The following is a 14,785-nucleotide window of genomic DNA, read 5'->3' as shown; positions in this document are numbered from 1 at the left end:
TGCTACTCGCCGCAGGCCGCGGGCGGTTGGGATGCGCCAGACCGGGTCCACACCGACGGCCCGCTCCGGAACCTCCGGACGCCCTGTTCAGCCCGGGCCGGCGGTCTCGGCGCCCTCGCACAGGTCCGTCAGGGTGGCCGCCAGCACCTCCCGCGCCAGCACGATCCGGTACGCGGCGCAGGGCCCGGCGCGGGCCGCCGACAACTCCTCCGCCGCGGCCGCCGCGCACCGGTCGGCGGTGGCCGGCCCGCCGAGCAGGGCCGCCTCCGCCCGGCGCGCCCGCCACGGGGTGGTCGCCACACCGCCCAGGGCGACCCGTACGTCCCGGATCCGGCCGCCGTCCTCCAGGTCCAGGGCGGCGGCGACCGACACGAGCGCGAAGGAGAAGGAGGCCCGGTCCCCGACCTTGCGGAACACCGAACGGGCCGCCGCCGGCAGCGGTGGCAACTCCACCGCGGTCACGAGTTCGCCGTGGTCGAGCACCGTGTCCCGCTCCGGACTGGCCCCGGGCGCACGGTAGAACGAGCCGACGCCGATCCGGCGACCACCGGAGGGACCCTCGACGCACACCACCGCGTCCACGGCGCACAGCGCGACCGCCGGATCCGAGGGATGCACCGCCGCACACCGCTCCGAGGCACCCAGAACCGCCCGGCGTTCGCCCCCGCCCTCCAGGAGCGAGCAACCCGAGCCCGGCTCCCGCTTGTTGCACCGGGTGCCGGGGTCCTGGAACGAGGCGCACCGGGTGCGTTGCAGCAGGCTGCCACCGAGCACGGCCATGTTCCGCAGCTGCGGAGAACCGCCCGCCAGCAGCGCCTGCGCCACCAGCGGCCAGCGCGCCCGCAGGAGGGGATGCGCGGCCAGCTCGGCCACCCGGACCACCGCACCCACCCGCAGCCCGCCACCGGGCAGTTCCTCGATGCCGTCCAACGGCAGACCGGTCACGTCCACGAGCAGCGTCGGCCGCACGATCCCCAGCTTGAGGTGGTCGAAGACATTGGTCCCGCCCGCCACGAACAGCGCCCCCGGGTCCCCCGACACCAGGGCGACGGCCTCGGCGACGGTGGCGGGACGCAGATAGCGGAACGGCCTCATCCCGCCGCTCCCCGGGCCGCGGCCTCGCGCAGCCGGCGGGGGCCCAGCGGCAGGTCGCGGACCCGGATCCCGGTCGCGTGCCGGACCGCGTTGGCCACCGCCGCCGCCGTGCCCACGATCCCGATCTCGCCGACCCCCTTGGCACCCATCGGGCTCGCGTCGAAGTCGGCCTCCTCGACCCACAGGGCCTCGATGTCCTCCGGCAGGTCCGCGAAGGTCGCGATCCGGTAGCTGCCCAGGTCCCGGGTGGTGAACTGCCCGTACGTCCCGTCGATCAGGCCCTCCTCCGACAGGGCCATGGACACGCCCATGGTCATACCGCCGAGCAGCTGCGACCGCACGGTCACCGGATTGATCACCCGACCCACCGCGAACACCCCGAGCAGCCGTGTCACCCGCACCTCCCAGCTGACCGTGTCCACACTGACCTGCGCGAACTGCGCGCCGAAGGCGTGCTGCGAATGCGGGCGCGGCGGGGCCAGCTCCGCCGCGGTGTCCGCGAAGGCCTCCAGCCCGCCGGCCGGCACCCGCCCGCCCCGCCGTACGATCTCGGCCCGCAGCGCCTCGCAGGCGCGCACCACCGCCGTTCCCCAGGAGGTCGTGCCGCTGGACCGGCCGGCCCAGCTGGCCGCCGGCTGACCGCTGTCCCCGACCTCCACGGCCACCCGCTCCAGCGGGACCCCGAGGGTGTCCGCGGCGATCTGCGCCAGGACGGTCCGCGCCCCCGTCCCGATGTCGGCGGCGGCGATCCGCACCGTACGGCGGCCGTCCGCCTCGGCCCGCGCGCTCGCCCGCGACGGGAACCGGTACTGCGGGATCGTGCACGCGGCCACCCCCGCCCCCACCCTCAGACGCCCTCCCGCGTGCTCCGCGCGCAGCCGGTCCCGGTCGGCCCAGCCGAACCGGCGGGCGCCCACGCGCAGACAGGCCGCCAGGTTGCGGGTGCTGAACGGCAGCCCGCTGTGCGGGTCGTGGGCGGTGTCGTTCCGCAGCCGCAGCTCGACCGGGTCGATGCCGCAGGCCAGGGCCAGCTCGTCCATGGCCGACTCCACCGCGAACATCCCCGGGCACTCACCCGGCGCCCGCATCCAGGTCGGCGAGGGCACGTGCAGCCTCATCCGCCAGTGCCGGGTCTCGCGGTTCGGCGCCGCGTACATGGTGCGGGTGGGGGCGGCCGCGTACTCGGTGTGCTCGCCGGACATCGACGTCTGCTCGTACGACACGTGGGAGACGGCCCGGAGACGGCCGTCGGTCCCCGCGCCCAGCCGGATCCGCTGCACGGTCGGCGACCGGTACCCGACCACGGCCGTCAGCTCCTCACGGGAGAGGGCCGTCCGGACCGGCCGCCCCACCACCAGGGCCGCCATACAGGCGAGCACGAGCTGGGCCCGGGGCGCCGCCTTCGAACCGAACCCGCCGCCCACGTGCGGGGAGAGGACCCGGACCCGGTCCGGGGCGATGCCGAACAGCTGGGCCAGGATGTCCCGCGTCCCGGAGGGCCCCTGGGTCGCGTCGTGGACCGTCAGCCGGCCCTCCTCGTCCCAGTACGCGAGGGAGGTGTGCGGTTCCAGCGGATGGTGGTGGTGGACGGGGGTGGTGTAGACGGCGTCGATCCGGACGGGCGAGCCGGCGAGGGCCCCCTCCACGTCCCCGTGCGAGCAGTCGGCGGGGAAGTACGGCACATGCCCGGGCGGCCGGTGCAGCCCCTCACCGGCCGGATCCAGGGCGACCCGGTGGGGAGCGGCCGCGTACTCGACCCGGACCGCCCGGGCCGCCTCCCGGGCGCTGCGCGGGGTGTCGGCGACGGCCGCGGCGACGAACTGGCCCCGGAAGCCGATGTGCGCGGACTGGAGGACGGCGAGGTCGTCGTCCCCGGTTCGCCGGAGGGCCGGCCGGTCGCCGGGATGGAGCACGGCCAGGACGCCGGGCACGGCGAGGGCGGGCCCGGTACGGACCGCCGTGACGCTGCCGTGGGCGATCGCGGCCGGAACCACCGCGACGTACACGGTGTCCGGGAGCCTCATGTCCCCGGTGTAGCGGGCGGCACCGGTGACCTTCTCCTCGGCCTCACGGCGGGGGACGGGGGCGCCGATCGCGGGAGGGGCGGGGGAGGCCCGGACCTCGCCGGGAGTGCGGGGACGCGTGCGGGTGCCGGTCATGGGCCCACGGCCAGGATGGCCTCCACGATGCCCCGGTAGGCCCCGCAGCGGCACAGGTTCCCGCTCATCCGCTCCCGCACCTCCGCAGCGGTCAGCCCGGGCGGGGCCCGCAACCCTCCGCCGGCGGGGCTGGGCCAGCCCCGGCCGAACTCGTCGAGCATCCCGACGGCGGAACACAGCTGGCCGGGGGTGCAGAACCCGCACTGGAGCCCGTCGTGCTCGACGAACGCCCGCTGGAGCGGATGAAGCCGCCCCGCCGGACCGGGACCAGAATCCGGGAGTCCCGCCAGTCCTTCCACGGTGGTGATCCGGGCCCCGTCGCAGGCCGCGGCGAACACCAGACAGCCGTACACCCGCCGCCCGTCCAGAAGCACGGTGCAGCACCCGCACTGACCGCGCCCGCACCCCTCCTTGGCCCCGGTGAGGCCGAGCAGGTCCCGCAGGAGGTCCAGGAGCGACATCCGGGTGTCGACGGTGAGCCGGTGGTCCCGCCCGTTCACGCACACGGACACGTCCACGTCGAACGGGGCCCCCGAGACCGGCGCCGCTGCTCCCGTCATGGGGCGGACCCCCGTTCACATGAGTCGGTGCCCCCGGATCCCAGTCTAGTTGCGCTCAGCGCAGTTGCTCGGCGAGCCCGACGATGATGCCCTCCGGGCCCCGGAGGTAACACAGCAGATGGCTGTCCCCGAACCGGGCGATCCCGCCGAGGAGTTCCGCACCGTGCGGACGCAGCCGGGAGACCGTGTCCTCGATGTCGTCCACGGCGAACATGACCCGGTGCGTGCCCAGGATGTTGTGCGGCCGGTCGCGCGCCCCGGGGTCGACGGCCTCGGGGCTGCGGTACCTCGCCAGTTCGAGCCGGCTCAGGCCGTCCGGCGTCCGCACCATCGCGATGTCGCAGCGGACCCCGTCGAGACCGGTGCACCGGTCCGCGAACTCGCCCTCGACCGTCGCCGTGCCCTCCAGCTCCAGACCGAGTTCCTGGAAGAACGCGATGGCGGCCTCCAGGTCCTCGACGACGATCCCGACATTGTCCAACCGCTGAACCGCCATGCGGACCTCTCCCTCTGCACCGTGCCGCCCCACCGCCCGGCCGGGCGGCTCCTGGAGAAGGGTCCTACCATGAAAGGCATACGGTGACGTGCGCGTGCACGCGTGCCGTCGTCGCACGTTCGAGACCGAGGAATGGTCATGGGCCTCAGCGACATCATCCGCACGCCCCTGGGTTTCGGCACCGGTCCTCTGGGAAATCTGTTCCGCGCGATATCGGACGAAGAAGCCCAGGACACCCTGCGGACCGCATGGGACTCGGGAATCCGCTACTACGACACGGCCCCCTTCTACGGAGCCGGGCTCGCCGAGCTCCGCCTCGGTGAAGCGCTCGCGAACCGCCCCCGCGAGGCCTTCGTGCTGTCCACCAAGGTCGGACGGGTCGTCCTGGACGAAGAGGTACCGGCGGAACTCCGCCGAGGACGCCCCTACGAGCACGGCCATCCCAACAAGGTCGTCGACGACTGCACGGCCGACGCCACGAGACGCTCGCTGGAGGACAGCCTCCGGCGGCTGGGCGTCGACCGCGTCGACGTGGTCTGGGTCCACGACATCGCCCGGGACGCCCACGGCGACCTGTGGCTCCAGCGACTGGAAGAGGCCCGCACCGGAGCCTTCCGGGTCCTCGACGGGATGCGCGACGAGGGCGTGATCGGGGCGTGGGGGCTCGGCGTCAACCTCACCGAACCCATCGAGATCGTCCTCGGACTGGACGAGCCCCGCCCCGACGGTTTCCTCCTGGGCGGCTGCTACACCCTCCTCGACCACACCCACGCCCTCCAGCGGCTGCTCCCCATGGCCGAGGAACGAGGGCTGGGCATGGTGGTCGGCGCCCCCTACAACTCGGGGATCCTCGCGGGCGGCACCAACTTCCAGTACCGGGAGGCCACGGCGGAGGTCCTCGCCAGGGTGGAGCGGATCCGGGCGGTTACGGACCGGTACGGAGTGAGCCTGAAGGCGGTGGCCCTCCAGTTCCCGCTCGCCCACCCGGCGGCCGTCACCGCGATCCCCGGAGCCTCCCGCCCCGAACGCATCACCGAGGACACAGCGGCCCTCCACGAACGGATCCCCCCACAACTCTGGCAGGACCTCAGGTCCACCGGCCTCATCGACCCGTCCGCCCCCACCCCCAGCGGCCCCGACACCGCCCCCTGACCCCGCACCCCCGTCACCGGGTGGCGGCGGGGATGCCGGTGGAGGCTGCCCTGCGGGCCGGCCAGAGGGAGGCGAGGAGGGCGGCGGCCAGGGCGAGCAGGACGCCCAGGGCGAGCCGGCCCCAGGGGATGACCAGGGCGTATCCGGCGACGCTCTCCTGAAGGGTGTTGCCGAGGGCCCAGCCGGTGAAGACGCCCATCACGGTGCCGACGGTCGCGCCGAGGGCGCCGACGAGCAGGGCCTCGATGCGGATCATGCGGGCGACTCCGGCCCGGTCCAGGCCGAGGGCGCGCAGAGTGCCGATCTCCTTGCGGCGTTCGAGAACGGACATGGCGAGGGTGTTGGCGATGCCGAGGGCGGCGATCACCAGGGCCATGCTGAGCATGGCGTAGAACATGTCGAGCTGGTCGCCGATGCCGCTGGTGTCCTCGGCGCGGACGGCCTCCTTGTCGAGGACCGACAGGGCGGGGTTGTCGCCGAGCGCCCGGACGATGCCCGCCCGTTGGGCGCGGCCGGGCCCGCCCGCGGTGGCCACGACGATCGAGTCGGTGTACGGGGCGGGGTCGAAGCGGGCGACCAGGGAGTCGGGTGCGGTGATGCTGGGCAGCACCTTGCTCTGCTCGTCCGCGTGGTAGATCGCCCCGATGGTGATCTCGCCCTGCTTGCCCAGCCGCTTCACGGGCAGCCTCTGGCCGACCTTCCAGCCGTTGGCCGCGGCCTTGTAGTCGGCGACGGCGACCTGGCCCCGGCCGAGGCGGTCCAGGGAGCCCGCGGTCACCTCGTAGCGCAGCAGACGGCCGATGGTGGCGGGGTCGACGCCGGTCAGGACGGAGCGGACACCGCCGATCTCGTATTCGGTGGACTGGTTGAGCGGGCTGTACGTGGCTCCGGCCAGCTTCCCGAGGGGTTCGGCGGTGGCGGGGGTCATCCGCGGTCCGCCCGAGGGGGCCTGCACCAGGTAGTCGGCGGTGATGTCCCGGGTGGTCGCGCCGTCCAGGTACTGGGCGGCGGAGGCGCCGAGGACCGAGAGGCCCGAGGCGAGCGTGAGGGCGATGGCGAGCGCCGAGGCGGTGGCACCGGTACGCCGGGGATCGCGCACGGTGTTGCGGGCGGCGAGGTCGCCGTGCACCGGGCTGAAGCGGATCAGCAGCGGCCGGAGCAGGGCGGTGAACGGCTGGGACAGCAGCGGGATGAGGGTCATGGCGCCGGTCAGGGTGAGGGCCGCGCCGAGGCCGATGACCGGCCTGGCGTCGCCGTCGGCGGCCAGCGCCCCGTACAGGGTCGCGGCCGCCCCGGTGAGCAGCAGCGCGGAGCCGAGCCCGGTGCGCGGGGAGCCGGCGCGCGCCGGGGCGGCGGGCTCGGCGGCGCCGAGTGCGGCGACCGGCGGGATGGCCATGGCCCGGCGGACCGGCAGCCAGGCGGCGGCCACCGGCAGGGCGGTGCCGACCAGCAGCGCGATCAGCACCGTGGAGGGCAGCAGGGTCAGCGGGGCGTCCGGGCTGCCGGCGGATGTGAAGAGGCCCTGGAGCAGGGCGGCGACCCCGGTGCCGGCCAGCAGCCCGGCCACGGAGGCCAGTACGCCGACGAGCGCGGACTCGGTGAGCAGGATCCGCCGGACCTGCCTGCGGGTGGCGCCGACGGCCCGCATCAGGGCCAGTTCCCGGGTGCGGCGGGAGATGAGCATGGTGAAGGTGTTGGAGATCAGGAAGGTGGCCACGAACAGGGCGACCGCGGCGAAACCCACCATGATCTGACTCATGGTGTCGCTGTCACTGGAGGCCGTGTTCGCCTGGAGGCGGGCGAGTTGGGCGCCGGTGACGGCCGTGGAGTTCTTGGGGACGACCGCTTCGACCCGGCTGAGGAGCTCGATTGCGTCGGTGCCCGGTGTGGCCGTGATCTCGATGTCGGTGTACTGCCCCGGCCGGAGGAACAGCTTCTGGGCGGTGGTGTCGGCGAACAGCACCAGACTGCCGCCGGGGGACAGCTTGGAGGCGTCGGTCCGGAAGGTGCCGCTGAGCCGGTAGGAGCGGGCGCCGGTGCCCGTGCCGACGCGGACGGTGTCGCCGACGCGGTACCCGCCCCTGGCGGCGGAGGCCTCGTCGAGGGCCACGGACGTGCCGTCGACCGGACCGGATCCCGCCGTGAAGGAGTAGGCGGGGTCCCTGCCATCCTCGGCCGGGGCGAAGTTGCCGCCCCGACGGAAGTCGGCGCTGCCCAGCAGCCGGCCCTCGGGGTCGGCGATCGCGGCGAAGCCGTTGACCCGGCCCGCCGCGGCGGCGACCCCGGGAACCCGGGCCAGGGAGGCCGCGGTTCGGGCGTCCAGGGTGCCGGGCGGGCCGCCGGGCACGGTGTCGGGCGCGACGTTCAGGCAGACGCGGTCGTAGCCGGCGCTCGCCCGGTCGACGGCGGCCTGCTTCTGGCTGTCGCCGTAGACGAGGCTGCCGGTGACGAAGGTGACCCCGAGCATGACCGCGAACACGGTCATCAGCAGACGGGCCTTGTGCGCGAGTACGTTGCGCAGGGCGGTACGGAACATGGGATGCGGATCCTGGAGGAGCGGGCCCGGGGGAGCGGGCGGGGGAGTGGAGGGGAGGGACGGCAGGGGCTCGGCTCGTGCGGGTGTCAGCTCGTGCGGGCGTGCGCGTCGAAGGCCTTCATCCGGTCCAGGACCCGGTCCGCGGTGGGCTGCCGCATCTCGTCGACGAGACGGCCGTCGGAGAGGAAGACCACGCGGTCGGCGTAGCCGGCGGCGACCGGGTCGTGGGTGACCATGACCACGGTCTGACCCAGCTCGCGCACCGAGTCGCGGAGGAACCCGAGGACCTCGGCCCCCGCCCGGGAGTCGAGGTTTCCGGTGGGTTCGTCGCCGAAGATGATCGAGGGCCGGCCGACCAGGGCCCGGGCCACCGCCACGCGCTGCTGCTGCCCGCCGGAGAGCTGCCCGGGACGGTGGCCGAGGCGGTCGGAGAGCCCGGTCATCGTCACCACGTGGTCCAGCCACCGGGGGTCGGGCTTCCGGCCCGCGATGGTCAGCGGCAGCGTGATGTTCTCCAGCGCGGTCAGCGTCGGCATCAGGTTGAAGGCCTGGAAGACGAAGCCGATCCGGTCGCGGCGCAGCCGGGTGAGCTGCTCGTCGTCGAGGGAGCCCAGCTCGGTGGTGCCGATGCGGACGGAGCCGGAGGTGAAGGAGTCGAGTCCGGCGGCGCAGTGCATCAGGGTGGACTTGCCGCAGCCCGAGGGGCCCATGATCGCGGTGAACTCGCCCTCGGCGAAGGAGATGTCGACCCCGTCGAGGGCGACGACCCGGGTGTCGCCGCTGCCGTAGACCTTCGTGAGGCCGGTGGTGGAGGCCGCGGCACCGGTCGGCGCGTACGCCGGGCGCGGATGCGGTTGCGGTTGCGGTTGCGGGGCAAGGGGGGTGGTCACGGGGACTCCTCTTCGAGAGCGGGAAGCTGCGCTTCGAAGGGTGTCGGGGGGAGGTATCGGAGCCTGGACTGCGGTGTAGCGGCGGCCACTCCGCTGTGTATCGGTTGCGTAGGTGACGGGTGCGGCTGTGTCAGTCCGGCAGGCGCAGGGTGGCGACGGCGCCGCCGTCCGGGGCGTTGGTGAAGCGGAGTTCGGCGCCGAGCACCCGGGCCTGGCCCACGGCGATGGTCAGGCCCAGGCCGTGGCCGGTACCCCGCTCGCTCGCACCCGTCCGGAACCGGTGCGGGCCGTTGGCCAGCAGGTCGGCGGGGAACCCGGGCCCGTGGTCGCGTACGACGACGGTGGAGCCCTGGACGGTGACCCGGACCGGGCTCCGCCCGTGCCGGTGGGCGTTGACCACGAGGTTGCCGACGATCCGTTCGAGGCGGCGCGGGTCGGTCTCCACGCCGCGGGCGGCCCCGGCCCCGGCGCCATCCCCGGTACTGGCGCCGTCGAGCTCGATCTCGGTGGCGAGGCCGGTGCGCGCCACGGCCTCGGCGACGACCTCGCCGAGCGGGACCCGGGCGTGGACCGCCCGTTCGGCGCCCGCGTCGAGCCGGGAGATCTCCAGCAGGTCCTCGACGAGGCCGCGCAGATCGCGGACGCGGGCGCGGAGCAGGTCCTCGGTCTCCCCGGGCGGCAGCAGGTCCGCGGTGGCCAGCAGGCCGCCGACGGGCGTCCGCAGCTCGTGGGCCACGTCCGCGGTGAACCGGCGCTCGTCGCGCAGCCGCCGGCCGAGGGTGTCGGCCATGCGGTCGACGGTGGCGGCGATGTCGTCCAGCTCGTCGCGGCTCCCGGTGATCCCGGTCCGGGCGTCGAGGTCCCCGGCGGAGATCCGGCTCGCGGTCTCCGAGACCCGCCGGAGCCGGCGGGAGAGCAGCCCGGCCCCGTACGCCGCCACGGGTGTGGCCACCGCGAGGACGAGCAGCGAGGCGACCACCATGGTCGTGTCGAGCCGGCGCAGTCCGTAGAGCCCCGCGTTCATGCTGACCCGCAGGGCGAGCACGGGGCTGCCCGGGCCGCTGACCCGCTGGGCGCCCCAGACGCCCGGCGGCATCGACCCGTCGATGCCGTCGTAGTACGCCGTGTGCCGGGAGCCGTCCGCGAGGTTCCGCAGGGAGGCGGGCAGCTCCGGGGGATCGAGCTCGGCGCCGTCCGAGAGCGTTCCGGTGCGCCGGTAGGTCTCCATGGCCGAGTAGATGTTGTTGGAGGCGTGCATCTCCGCCTGTGACCGGATGTCCGCGGCGGTCCAGACGTGCACCAGGACTCCGACGGAGACGGCGACCAGGCATCCGGTGGCCGCGGCCAGCGCGGCGATCTTCCAGCGCAGGGGCACGCGGCGCGGCCCGGGACGGCGGAACGTACGCATCGCGCTCAGCGCCTGAGCTTGTAGCCGAAACCGCGGACCGTCTCGATCCGGTCCCGGCCGAGCTTGCCGCGCAGCCGCTGCACACACAGGTCCACGACCCGGCTGTCGCCGTCCCAGCCGTAGTCCCAGACGTTCCGCAGCAGGGTGTGGCGCTCCAGCACGATCCCCGGATGCGCGGCGAACTCCAGCAGCAGCTTCAGCTCGGTCGGGGTCAGCGCCACCGGGGTGCCGGCGACGGCCACGTCCAGGCCGCCGGTGTGGATGGTCAGGTCGCCGAAGGCCAGCAGATCGCCCTCGTCCGGTCCGGTGTCCCGGTCGGGGACCGGCCCGGCCGCCGGGGCGGGGGAGGGGGCAGGCGAGGGGGCGTACGTGGCGCGCCGCAGCAGGGAGCGGATCCGGGCCACGAGCACGTTGGTGTCCACGGGCTTGACCACGTAGTCGTCCGCCCCGGCCTCCAGACCGGCGACGATGTCCAGCCCGTCGCCGCGCGCCGACATCATCAGGACCGGGACCAGGCTGGTCTCCCGGACCTTGCGGCACAGGCTGATCCCGTCCAGGCCGGGGAGCATCACGTCGAGGATCAGCAGGTCGAATTCCTCCTCGCGGAAGGTTTCGAGGCCGCCGAGTCCGTCGGCGGCGGCCCGCACGGTGTACCCGTAGCGCTCCAGGGAGACGGCGAACGAGCGGCGCATCAGCTCGTCGTCCTCCACCAGCAGCACACGAACGGGTCGCGGCGCGGCGGGAGCCGGGGTGGGGGAGGACACGGGGGGACGGCTCCTGTTCGGTGGCGGGCGGGTACCCATCAGGAACGATAGGCCCCCGGAAGCTCTGGTTCCGCCTGCCACGGCCCCGCAGGCCGATCAGATGAAGAACCGAGCGCCCGCTGATACCCGCCCGATACGAAGAGCGGTCGCGTCGGACGGCCTGCGGGCGGCGTCGGGCCTGTGGCAAGGTGGCAGCCAGCGCACGATCTGGGGGGATCGCCACACATGATCATCAGCATCGCCGGGACCGGGGCGACCACCACCGACCTCGCGCCCGCGGCCACCGAGGGTGAACTGCGCTCGCTCGGCCAGTGGCTGCGGGACGACAGCCGGGTGCGACGCCACGCCGAGATCACCCTGGGCGGCGCCGAACCCGCCCCCGGCTCGATGGGATCGCCGCTCGAATACGTCCAGCTCGCCCTCGACACCGGATTCGACCTCGCCAATCTGGCCGTCGCCTGGTTCACCTGGCGCGCCACCCGGCCGCACCCCCCGGCCGTCACCTTCGAGCACGAGGGGGTCACGGTGACCCTGTCCGGCGAGCACCCGGAAACGGCCGCCCGGCTGCTCGAAGCCCTCGCCCGCCGCGACGGATGACCGACCCCTCCGCCTCCGCCGTCCCCGCCAGATCCAGCGCGGTCCTCATCGGCGTCAGCGCCTACACCCACCTCCCCGACCTCCCCGCCGTCCGGGCCAACCTCACCGATCTCGCACGGTAGTTGCAGGACCCCGGCGTATGGGGCCTGCCCGCCGACCGCTGTCATGTCGCGGCCGAACCCGCCACCTCCACGGCAGCCCTCGCCCCCCTGCGGACCGCGGTGGAAGAGGCCCGCGACACCCTGGTCGTCTACTACGCGGGCCACGGACTGATCGACCCCGACGGCGGCGGCCTCTGGCTGACCCTGCCCAGCTCCCGCGCGGGCGAAGCCGACACCGCCATGCCCTACGACTGGCTGCGCCGACTGCTGCTCCGCAGCCGCGCCGAGCGCACCATCGTCATCCTCGACTGCTGCTACAGCGGCCGGGCCCTGGGCATGATGGGGGCCGCCGAGGGCACCGACGCGCTGGCCAGCGGGGCGGTGGTCGAAGGCACGTACCTCATCGCCTCCGCCAGCGAGTCCAGCCAGGCACTCGCACCGCCCGACGCCCGGCACACCGCCTTCACCGGCGAACTCGTCAGGCTCCTGGAACGCGGTCTGCCCGACGGACCCGAACTGTTCCGCCTCGACGCCCTCCACGGCCTGCTCGCCACCGGACTGCGGGCACGCGCCTGCCCCGAGCCGCAAACCAGGGTGCGCAACACGGCGGGCGAGCTCCCGCTGTTCCGCAACCGGGCCTACGTACCGCCGAGTTCACGCACCACGCTGCTGGACGGACGCTACGAACTGACCGGTTTCGCGGCGGTGCCGACGGACGAGGAGACGGACAACTACCGGGGCCGCGACACCCTCCTCGAACGCGAGGTCGGCATCCGGGTCATGCGCCCGGCCGCGGCCGGCGACCACCACCAGCGGCAGGCCTTCGCCCAGCGGATGCGCGCCCGCGCCCGACTCGGGCACCCGGGACTCGCCGTCGTGCTCGACCTCGGCGAAGTCCCGCGCGACGGGATCCGCTGCCCGTACGTCGTCACCGAGGACTTCGCCGGCGGCAGCACCCTCGCCGACCGCCTCGGCCACCCGCCGGACCTCCCGTGGCTGCTGCGCGCGGCCGACGAGATCCTCGACGCCCTCGACCACGCCCACCAGCACCAGGTGACGGGCTGGCACCTCGACCCCGCACGGGTCCGGGTCACCGTCACCGGCCGCGTCAAGCTCGCCGACAGCAAGGGCGGCCCTTGGGGGACCGCGCAGAGCAACGACCTGCTGGCTCTGGGCGACCTGCTGCTCCGCCTGCTGGGCCTCGACCGGGTGGACCCCCAGGGACGCCCGCACTTCCCGCCGGAGGTCCCGCACGAGCTCGCGGAGGCCGTCCACAGGATCCGCGTGGCGCGATACCGGAACGCGGGCGAGGTGCGGACGTTGCTGCGGGAATTCGGGAGCCGCGCCCCGACCGCGGTGGCGCGGTACTCCGCGGTACCGCGGTACGAGGCGCCCCTCGTCATCCCGCCGCAGCCGACCGAGCCGCCGGGCCCCTCGCTCACCCTGCGGTTCCTCGCCGGATCGCACAAGGGCATGATCCCCGAGCGGAACGAGGACTCCGGATTCGCCGGCCCGCGCCTCCTCGCCGTCGCCGACGGCATGGGCAGCCAGGTCTTCGGCGAGGTCGCCAGCTCCGAGGTGATCTCCACCATCGTCCCGCTCGACGAGGACGTCCCCGGTCCCGACCTCCTCACCGTCCTCGCGACGGCCGTGCAGCGGGCCGACGAGAACCTGCGCGTGATGGCCGCGGAGGCCCCCGAGCTGGCCGGCATGGGCAGCACCTGCACAGCGCTGCTGTGGACGGGCCGGCGCCTCGGTATGGTGCACGTCGGCGACAGCCGCGCGTACCTGCTGCGGGACGGCGTGCTCACGCAGTTCACCGAGGACCACACCGTGGCGCGACGCCTCCTCTCCGAGGGCCGGATCACCGAGGAGGAAGCGGCCACCCACCCGCAGCGGGGTGTCCTGACGCGCGCCCTGGGGCAAGGCCCGCCCGTCGAACCCGATCTCTCGATCCGCGAGGTCCGGGCCGGCGACCGCTATCTGCTCTGCACCGACGGACTCTCCGACCTGGTCTCCCACCAGACCCTGGAAAAGGTGCTGGTCGCCAACCCGGAACGGCAGCGCGCCGTGCACGAACTGATCGAACGGGCCCTGCGCGGCGGCGGCACGGGCAACATCACCTGCATCGTCGCCGATGTCCAGGATGCCGCCGCCGACGGCACCCCGCACGCACACTCCGAGGACATCCCGATCGTGGTCGGCGCCGTCGCCGAGAACCAGCAGCAGCACCTTCCCCCGCCAGGCCGCCCGCCAGGCAGGTGCATGCTGGGGGCGGCCGTGGCAGCAGGTGCCGCGGGCTCGGCGTCGGGGGAGTCATGAAACAGCGATCACTCGGACGGGCAACAGCGGCTCTGGTGCTCGTGCTCGGTATCGGGATCACGGTGGGGGACGGCCCGCCCCCGGGGCTTCGGCCGCAGAGCGGCCCGTTGGAGATGCGGCAGCTGATGGCGGTCCTGCCCAGGGGCGGGGACATCCCCGGCTACCGGGCCGCCTTCGAGAGGGCCTCCGTGCACGACGTCTACCGCGAGGTCGAACTGTGCATGCCGGTCGCCCGAGCACTGTGGAACGAACGGCGGGACCCGGTCGCAGCCACCACCGTCCTTCTGGTGCCCCGCTCGCGCGAGCCCCGCATCGTGGCCTCCTCCTACAGCTACCCGCCCCGGGAAGCGGCACGGGTGATGGCCGAACTCCGCACGGCGATACCGCGCTGCGCCCACTACACCGTCCCCACCTGGTCCTCCGAAGAATCCCGCCACCAGGGCCTGCGCCCCGTGCCGACGGCGGCGTTCCCGGGCGACGAGTCGGTGACCTACCAGGTGATGCGCGCCCCGGAAAGCGAAGTGGGGCCCACGGAGCCGCACTCCCTTCCCCTTGCGGATGAGATGATCACCTACGTGCGCGCCGGCGGCGTCGTCACCCAGTTCATCGCGCTCGGCGGCGACACAGCCGTCCACGAGGACGTCGTCGCCGAGTTCCACCGCCGTCTGACGAGGGCACGGCAACGACCGGCATAGTGGGAGCGCC

General features: G+C 74.0%; 13 protein-coding genes. 5 read left to right on the top strand and 8 right to left on the bottom strand.

Translation table 11 applies throughout. From position 1 onward, the window contains the following. Positions 1-87: 87 nt before the first annotated feature. Genes ACZ50K_RS27900 through ACZ50K_RS27885 form a run of 4 tightly spaced genes read right to left on the bottom strand, consistent with a single transcriptional unit; the run spans position 88 to position 4,310 of the window. Positions 88-1,095: an FAD binding domain-containing protein gene (locus tag ACZ50K_RS27900; protein WP_468907951.1), complete on the bottom strand. Its 1,008-nt coding sequence runs from the start codon at positions 1,093-1,095 to the stop codon at positions 88-90. Further along, entirely contained in the window at positions 1,092-3,254 is a 2,163-nt protein-coding gene (locus tag ACZ50K_RS27895) for a xanthine dehydrogenase family protein molybdopterin-binding subunit (RefSeq protein ID WP_468907949.1), read from the bottom strand. The genes ACZ50K_RS27900 and ACZ50K_RS27895 overlap by 4 nt, the downstream gene beginning before the upstream one ends. Continuing rightward, positions 3,251-3,814, bottom strand: a complete 564-nt coding sequence (locus ACZ50K_RS27890; protein ID WP_468907947.1) for a 2Fe-2S iron-sulfur cluster-binding protein — start codon at positions 3,812-3,814, stop codon at positions 3,251-3,253. The genes ACZ50K_RS27895 and ACZ50K_RS27890 overlap by 4 nt, the downstream gene beginning before the upstream one ends. A gap of 55 nt (positions 3,815-3,869) precedes the next feature. Then, positions 3,870-4,310 carry a VOC family protein gene (locus ACZ50K_RS27885; RefSeq protein WP_468907946.1) on the bottom strand — a complete coding sequence of 147 codons (441 nt, stop codon included), beginning with the start codon at positions 4,308-4,310 and terminating at the stop codon, positions 3,870-3,872. A 138-nt stretch (positions 4,311-4,448) separates the two neighbouring features. Between ACZ50K_RS27885 and ACZ50K_RS27880 the strand changes: the two genes are divergently transcribed. Continuing rightward, a complete protein-coding gene (locus ACZ50K_RS27880; protein ID WP_468907944.1) occupies positions 4,449-5,462 on the top strand; it encodes an aldo/keto reductase in 1,014 nt (337 codons plus the stop codon). A 13-nt stretch (positions 5,463-5,475) separates the two neighbouring features. Here the strand turns inward: ACZ50K_RS27880 and ACZ50K_RS27875 are convergent, their stop codons facing one another. The 4 genes from ACZ50K_RS27875 to cseB all read right to left on the bottom strand — a co-directional run bounded on the left by ACZ50K_RS27875 (position 5,476) and on the right by cseB (position 11,099). Continuing rightward, positions 5,476-7,998: an ABC transporter permease gene (locus ACZ50K_RS27875; protein ID WP_468907942.1), complete on the bottom strand. Its 2,523-nt coding sequence runs from the start codon at positions 7,996-7,998 to the stop codon at positions 5,476-5,478. A gap of 86 nt (positions 7,999-8,084) precedes the next feature. Next, on the bottom strand, positions 8,085-8,888 hold the full coding sequence (locus ACZ50K_RS27870; RefSeq protein ID WP_468907941.1) for an ABC transporter ATP-binding protein: 804 nt from the start codon (positions 8,886-8,888) through the stop codon (positions 8,085-8,087). Between the two features lie 130 nt (positions 8,889-9,018). Next, positions 9,019-10,296, bottom strand: coding sequence for an ATP-binding protein (locus ACZ50K_RS27865; RefSeq protein ID WP_468907939.1), 1,278 nt, complete (start codon positions 10,294-10,296; stop codon positions 9,019-9,021). Between the two features lie 5 nt (positions 10,297-10,301). After that, entirely contained in the window at positions 10,302-11,099 is a 798-nt protein-coding gene (gene cseB, locus ACZ50K_RS27860) for a two-component system response regulator CseB (protein WP_468907937.1), read from the bottom strand. A 186-nt stretch (positions 11,100-11,285) separates the two neighbouring features. Here cseB and ACZ50K_RS27855 point away from each other — a divergent pair, with 186 nt between their 5' ends. From ACZ50K_RS27855 to ACZ50K_RS27840, 4 genes are read left to right on the top strand one after another with little or no spacing between them, the layout of a single operon-like run. Then, positions 11,286-11,657: an effector-associated constant component EACC1 gene (locus ACZ50K_RS27855; protein ID WP_468907935.1), complete on the top strand. Its 372-nt coding sequence runs from the start codon at positions 11,286-11,288 to the stop codon at positions 11,655-11,657. Then, a complete protein-coding gene (locus ACZ50K_RS27850) occupies positions 11,654-11,779 on the top strand; it encodes a hypothetical protein (protein WP_468907934.1) in 126 nt (41 codons plus the stop codon). The genes ACZ50K_RS27855 and ACZ50K_RS27850 overlap by 4 nt, the downstream gene beginning before the upstream one ends. Then, on the top strand, positions 11,780-14,080 hold the full coding sequence (locus ACZ50K_RS27845) for a caspase, EACC1-associated type (protein ID WP_468907932.1): 2,301 nt from the start codon (positions 11,780-11,782) through the stop codon (positions 14,078-14,080). Continuing rightward, positions 14,077-14,775, top strand: coding sequence for a hypothetical protein (locus ACZ50K_RS27840; RefSeq protein WP_468907931.1), 699 nt, complete (start codon positions 14,077-14,079; stop codon positions 14,773-14,775). The genes ACZ50K_RS27845 and ACZ50K_RS27840 overlap by 4 nt, the downstream gene beginning before the upstream one ends. The last annotated feature ends 10 nt before the right edge of the window (positions 14,776-14,785 follow it).

The organism is Streptomyces sp. NPDC033845 (assembly GCF_055576225.1).
The sequence above is the reverse complement of the archived record's forward strand: the minus strand, read 5'-3'. Positions and strand labels throughout refer to the sequence as shown.

Bases quoted from the DNA above. Each gene is read 5' to 3' on its own strand.
- ACZ50K_RS27900 (WP_468907951.1), bottom strand. From the start codon at position 1,095: ATGAGGCCGTTCCGCTATCTGCGTCCCGCCACCGTCGCCGAGGCCGTC.
- ACZ50K_RS27895 (WP_468907949.1), bottom strand. From the start codon at position 3,254: ATGACCGGCACCCGCACGCGTCCCCGCACTCCCGGCGAGGTCCGGGCC.
- ACZ50K_RS27890 (WP_468907947.1), bottom strand. From the start codon at position 3,814: ATGACGGGAGCAGCGGCGCCGGTCTCGGGGGCCCCGTTCGACGTGGAC.
- ACZ50K_RS27885 (WP_468907946.1), bottom strand. From the start codon at position 4,310: ATGGCGGTTCAGCGGTTGGACAATGTCGGGATCGTCGTCGAGGACCTG.
- ACZ50K_RS27880 (WP_468907944.1), top strand. From the start codon at position 4,449: ATGGGCCTCAGCGACATCATCCGCACGCCCCTGGGTTTCGGCACCGGT.
- ACZ50K_RS27875 (WP_468907942.1), bottom strand. From the start codon at position 7,998: ATGTTCCGTACCGCCCTGCGCAACGTACTCGCGCACAAGGCCCGTCTG.
- ACZ50K_RS27865 (WP_468907939.1), bottom strand. From the start codon at position 10,296: ATGCGTACGTTCCGCCGTCCCGGGCCGCGCCGCGTGCCCCTGCGCTGG.
- cseB (WP_468907937.1), bottom strand. From the start codon at position 11,099: ATGGGTACCCGCCCGCCACCGAACAGGAGCCGTCCCCCCGTGTCCTCC.
- ACZ50K_RS27855 (WP_468907935.1), top strand. From the start codon at position 11,286: ATGATCATCAGCATCGCCGGGACCGGGGCGACCACCACCGACCTCGCG.
- ACZ50K_RS27850 (WP_468907934.1), top strand. From the start codon at position 11,654: ATGACCGACCCCTCCGCCTCCGCCGTCCCCGCCAGATCCAGCGCGGTC.
- ACZ50K_RS27840 (WP_468907931.1), top strand. From the start codon at position 14,077: ATGAAACAGCGATCACTCGGACGGGCAACAGCGGCTCTGGTGCTCGTG.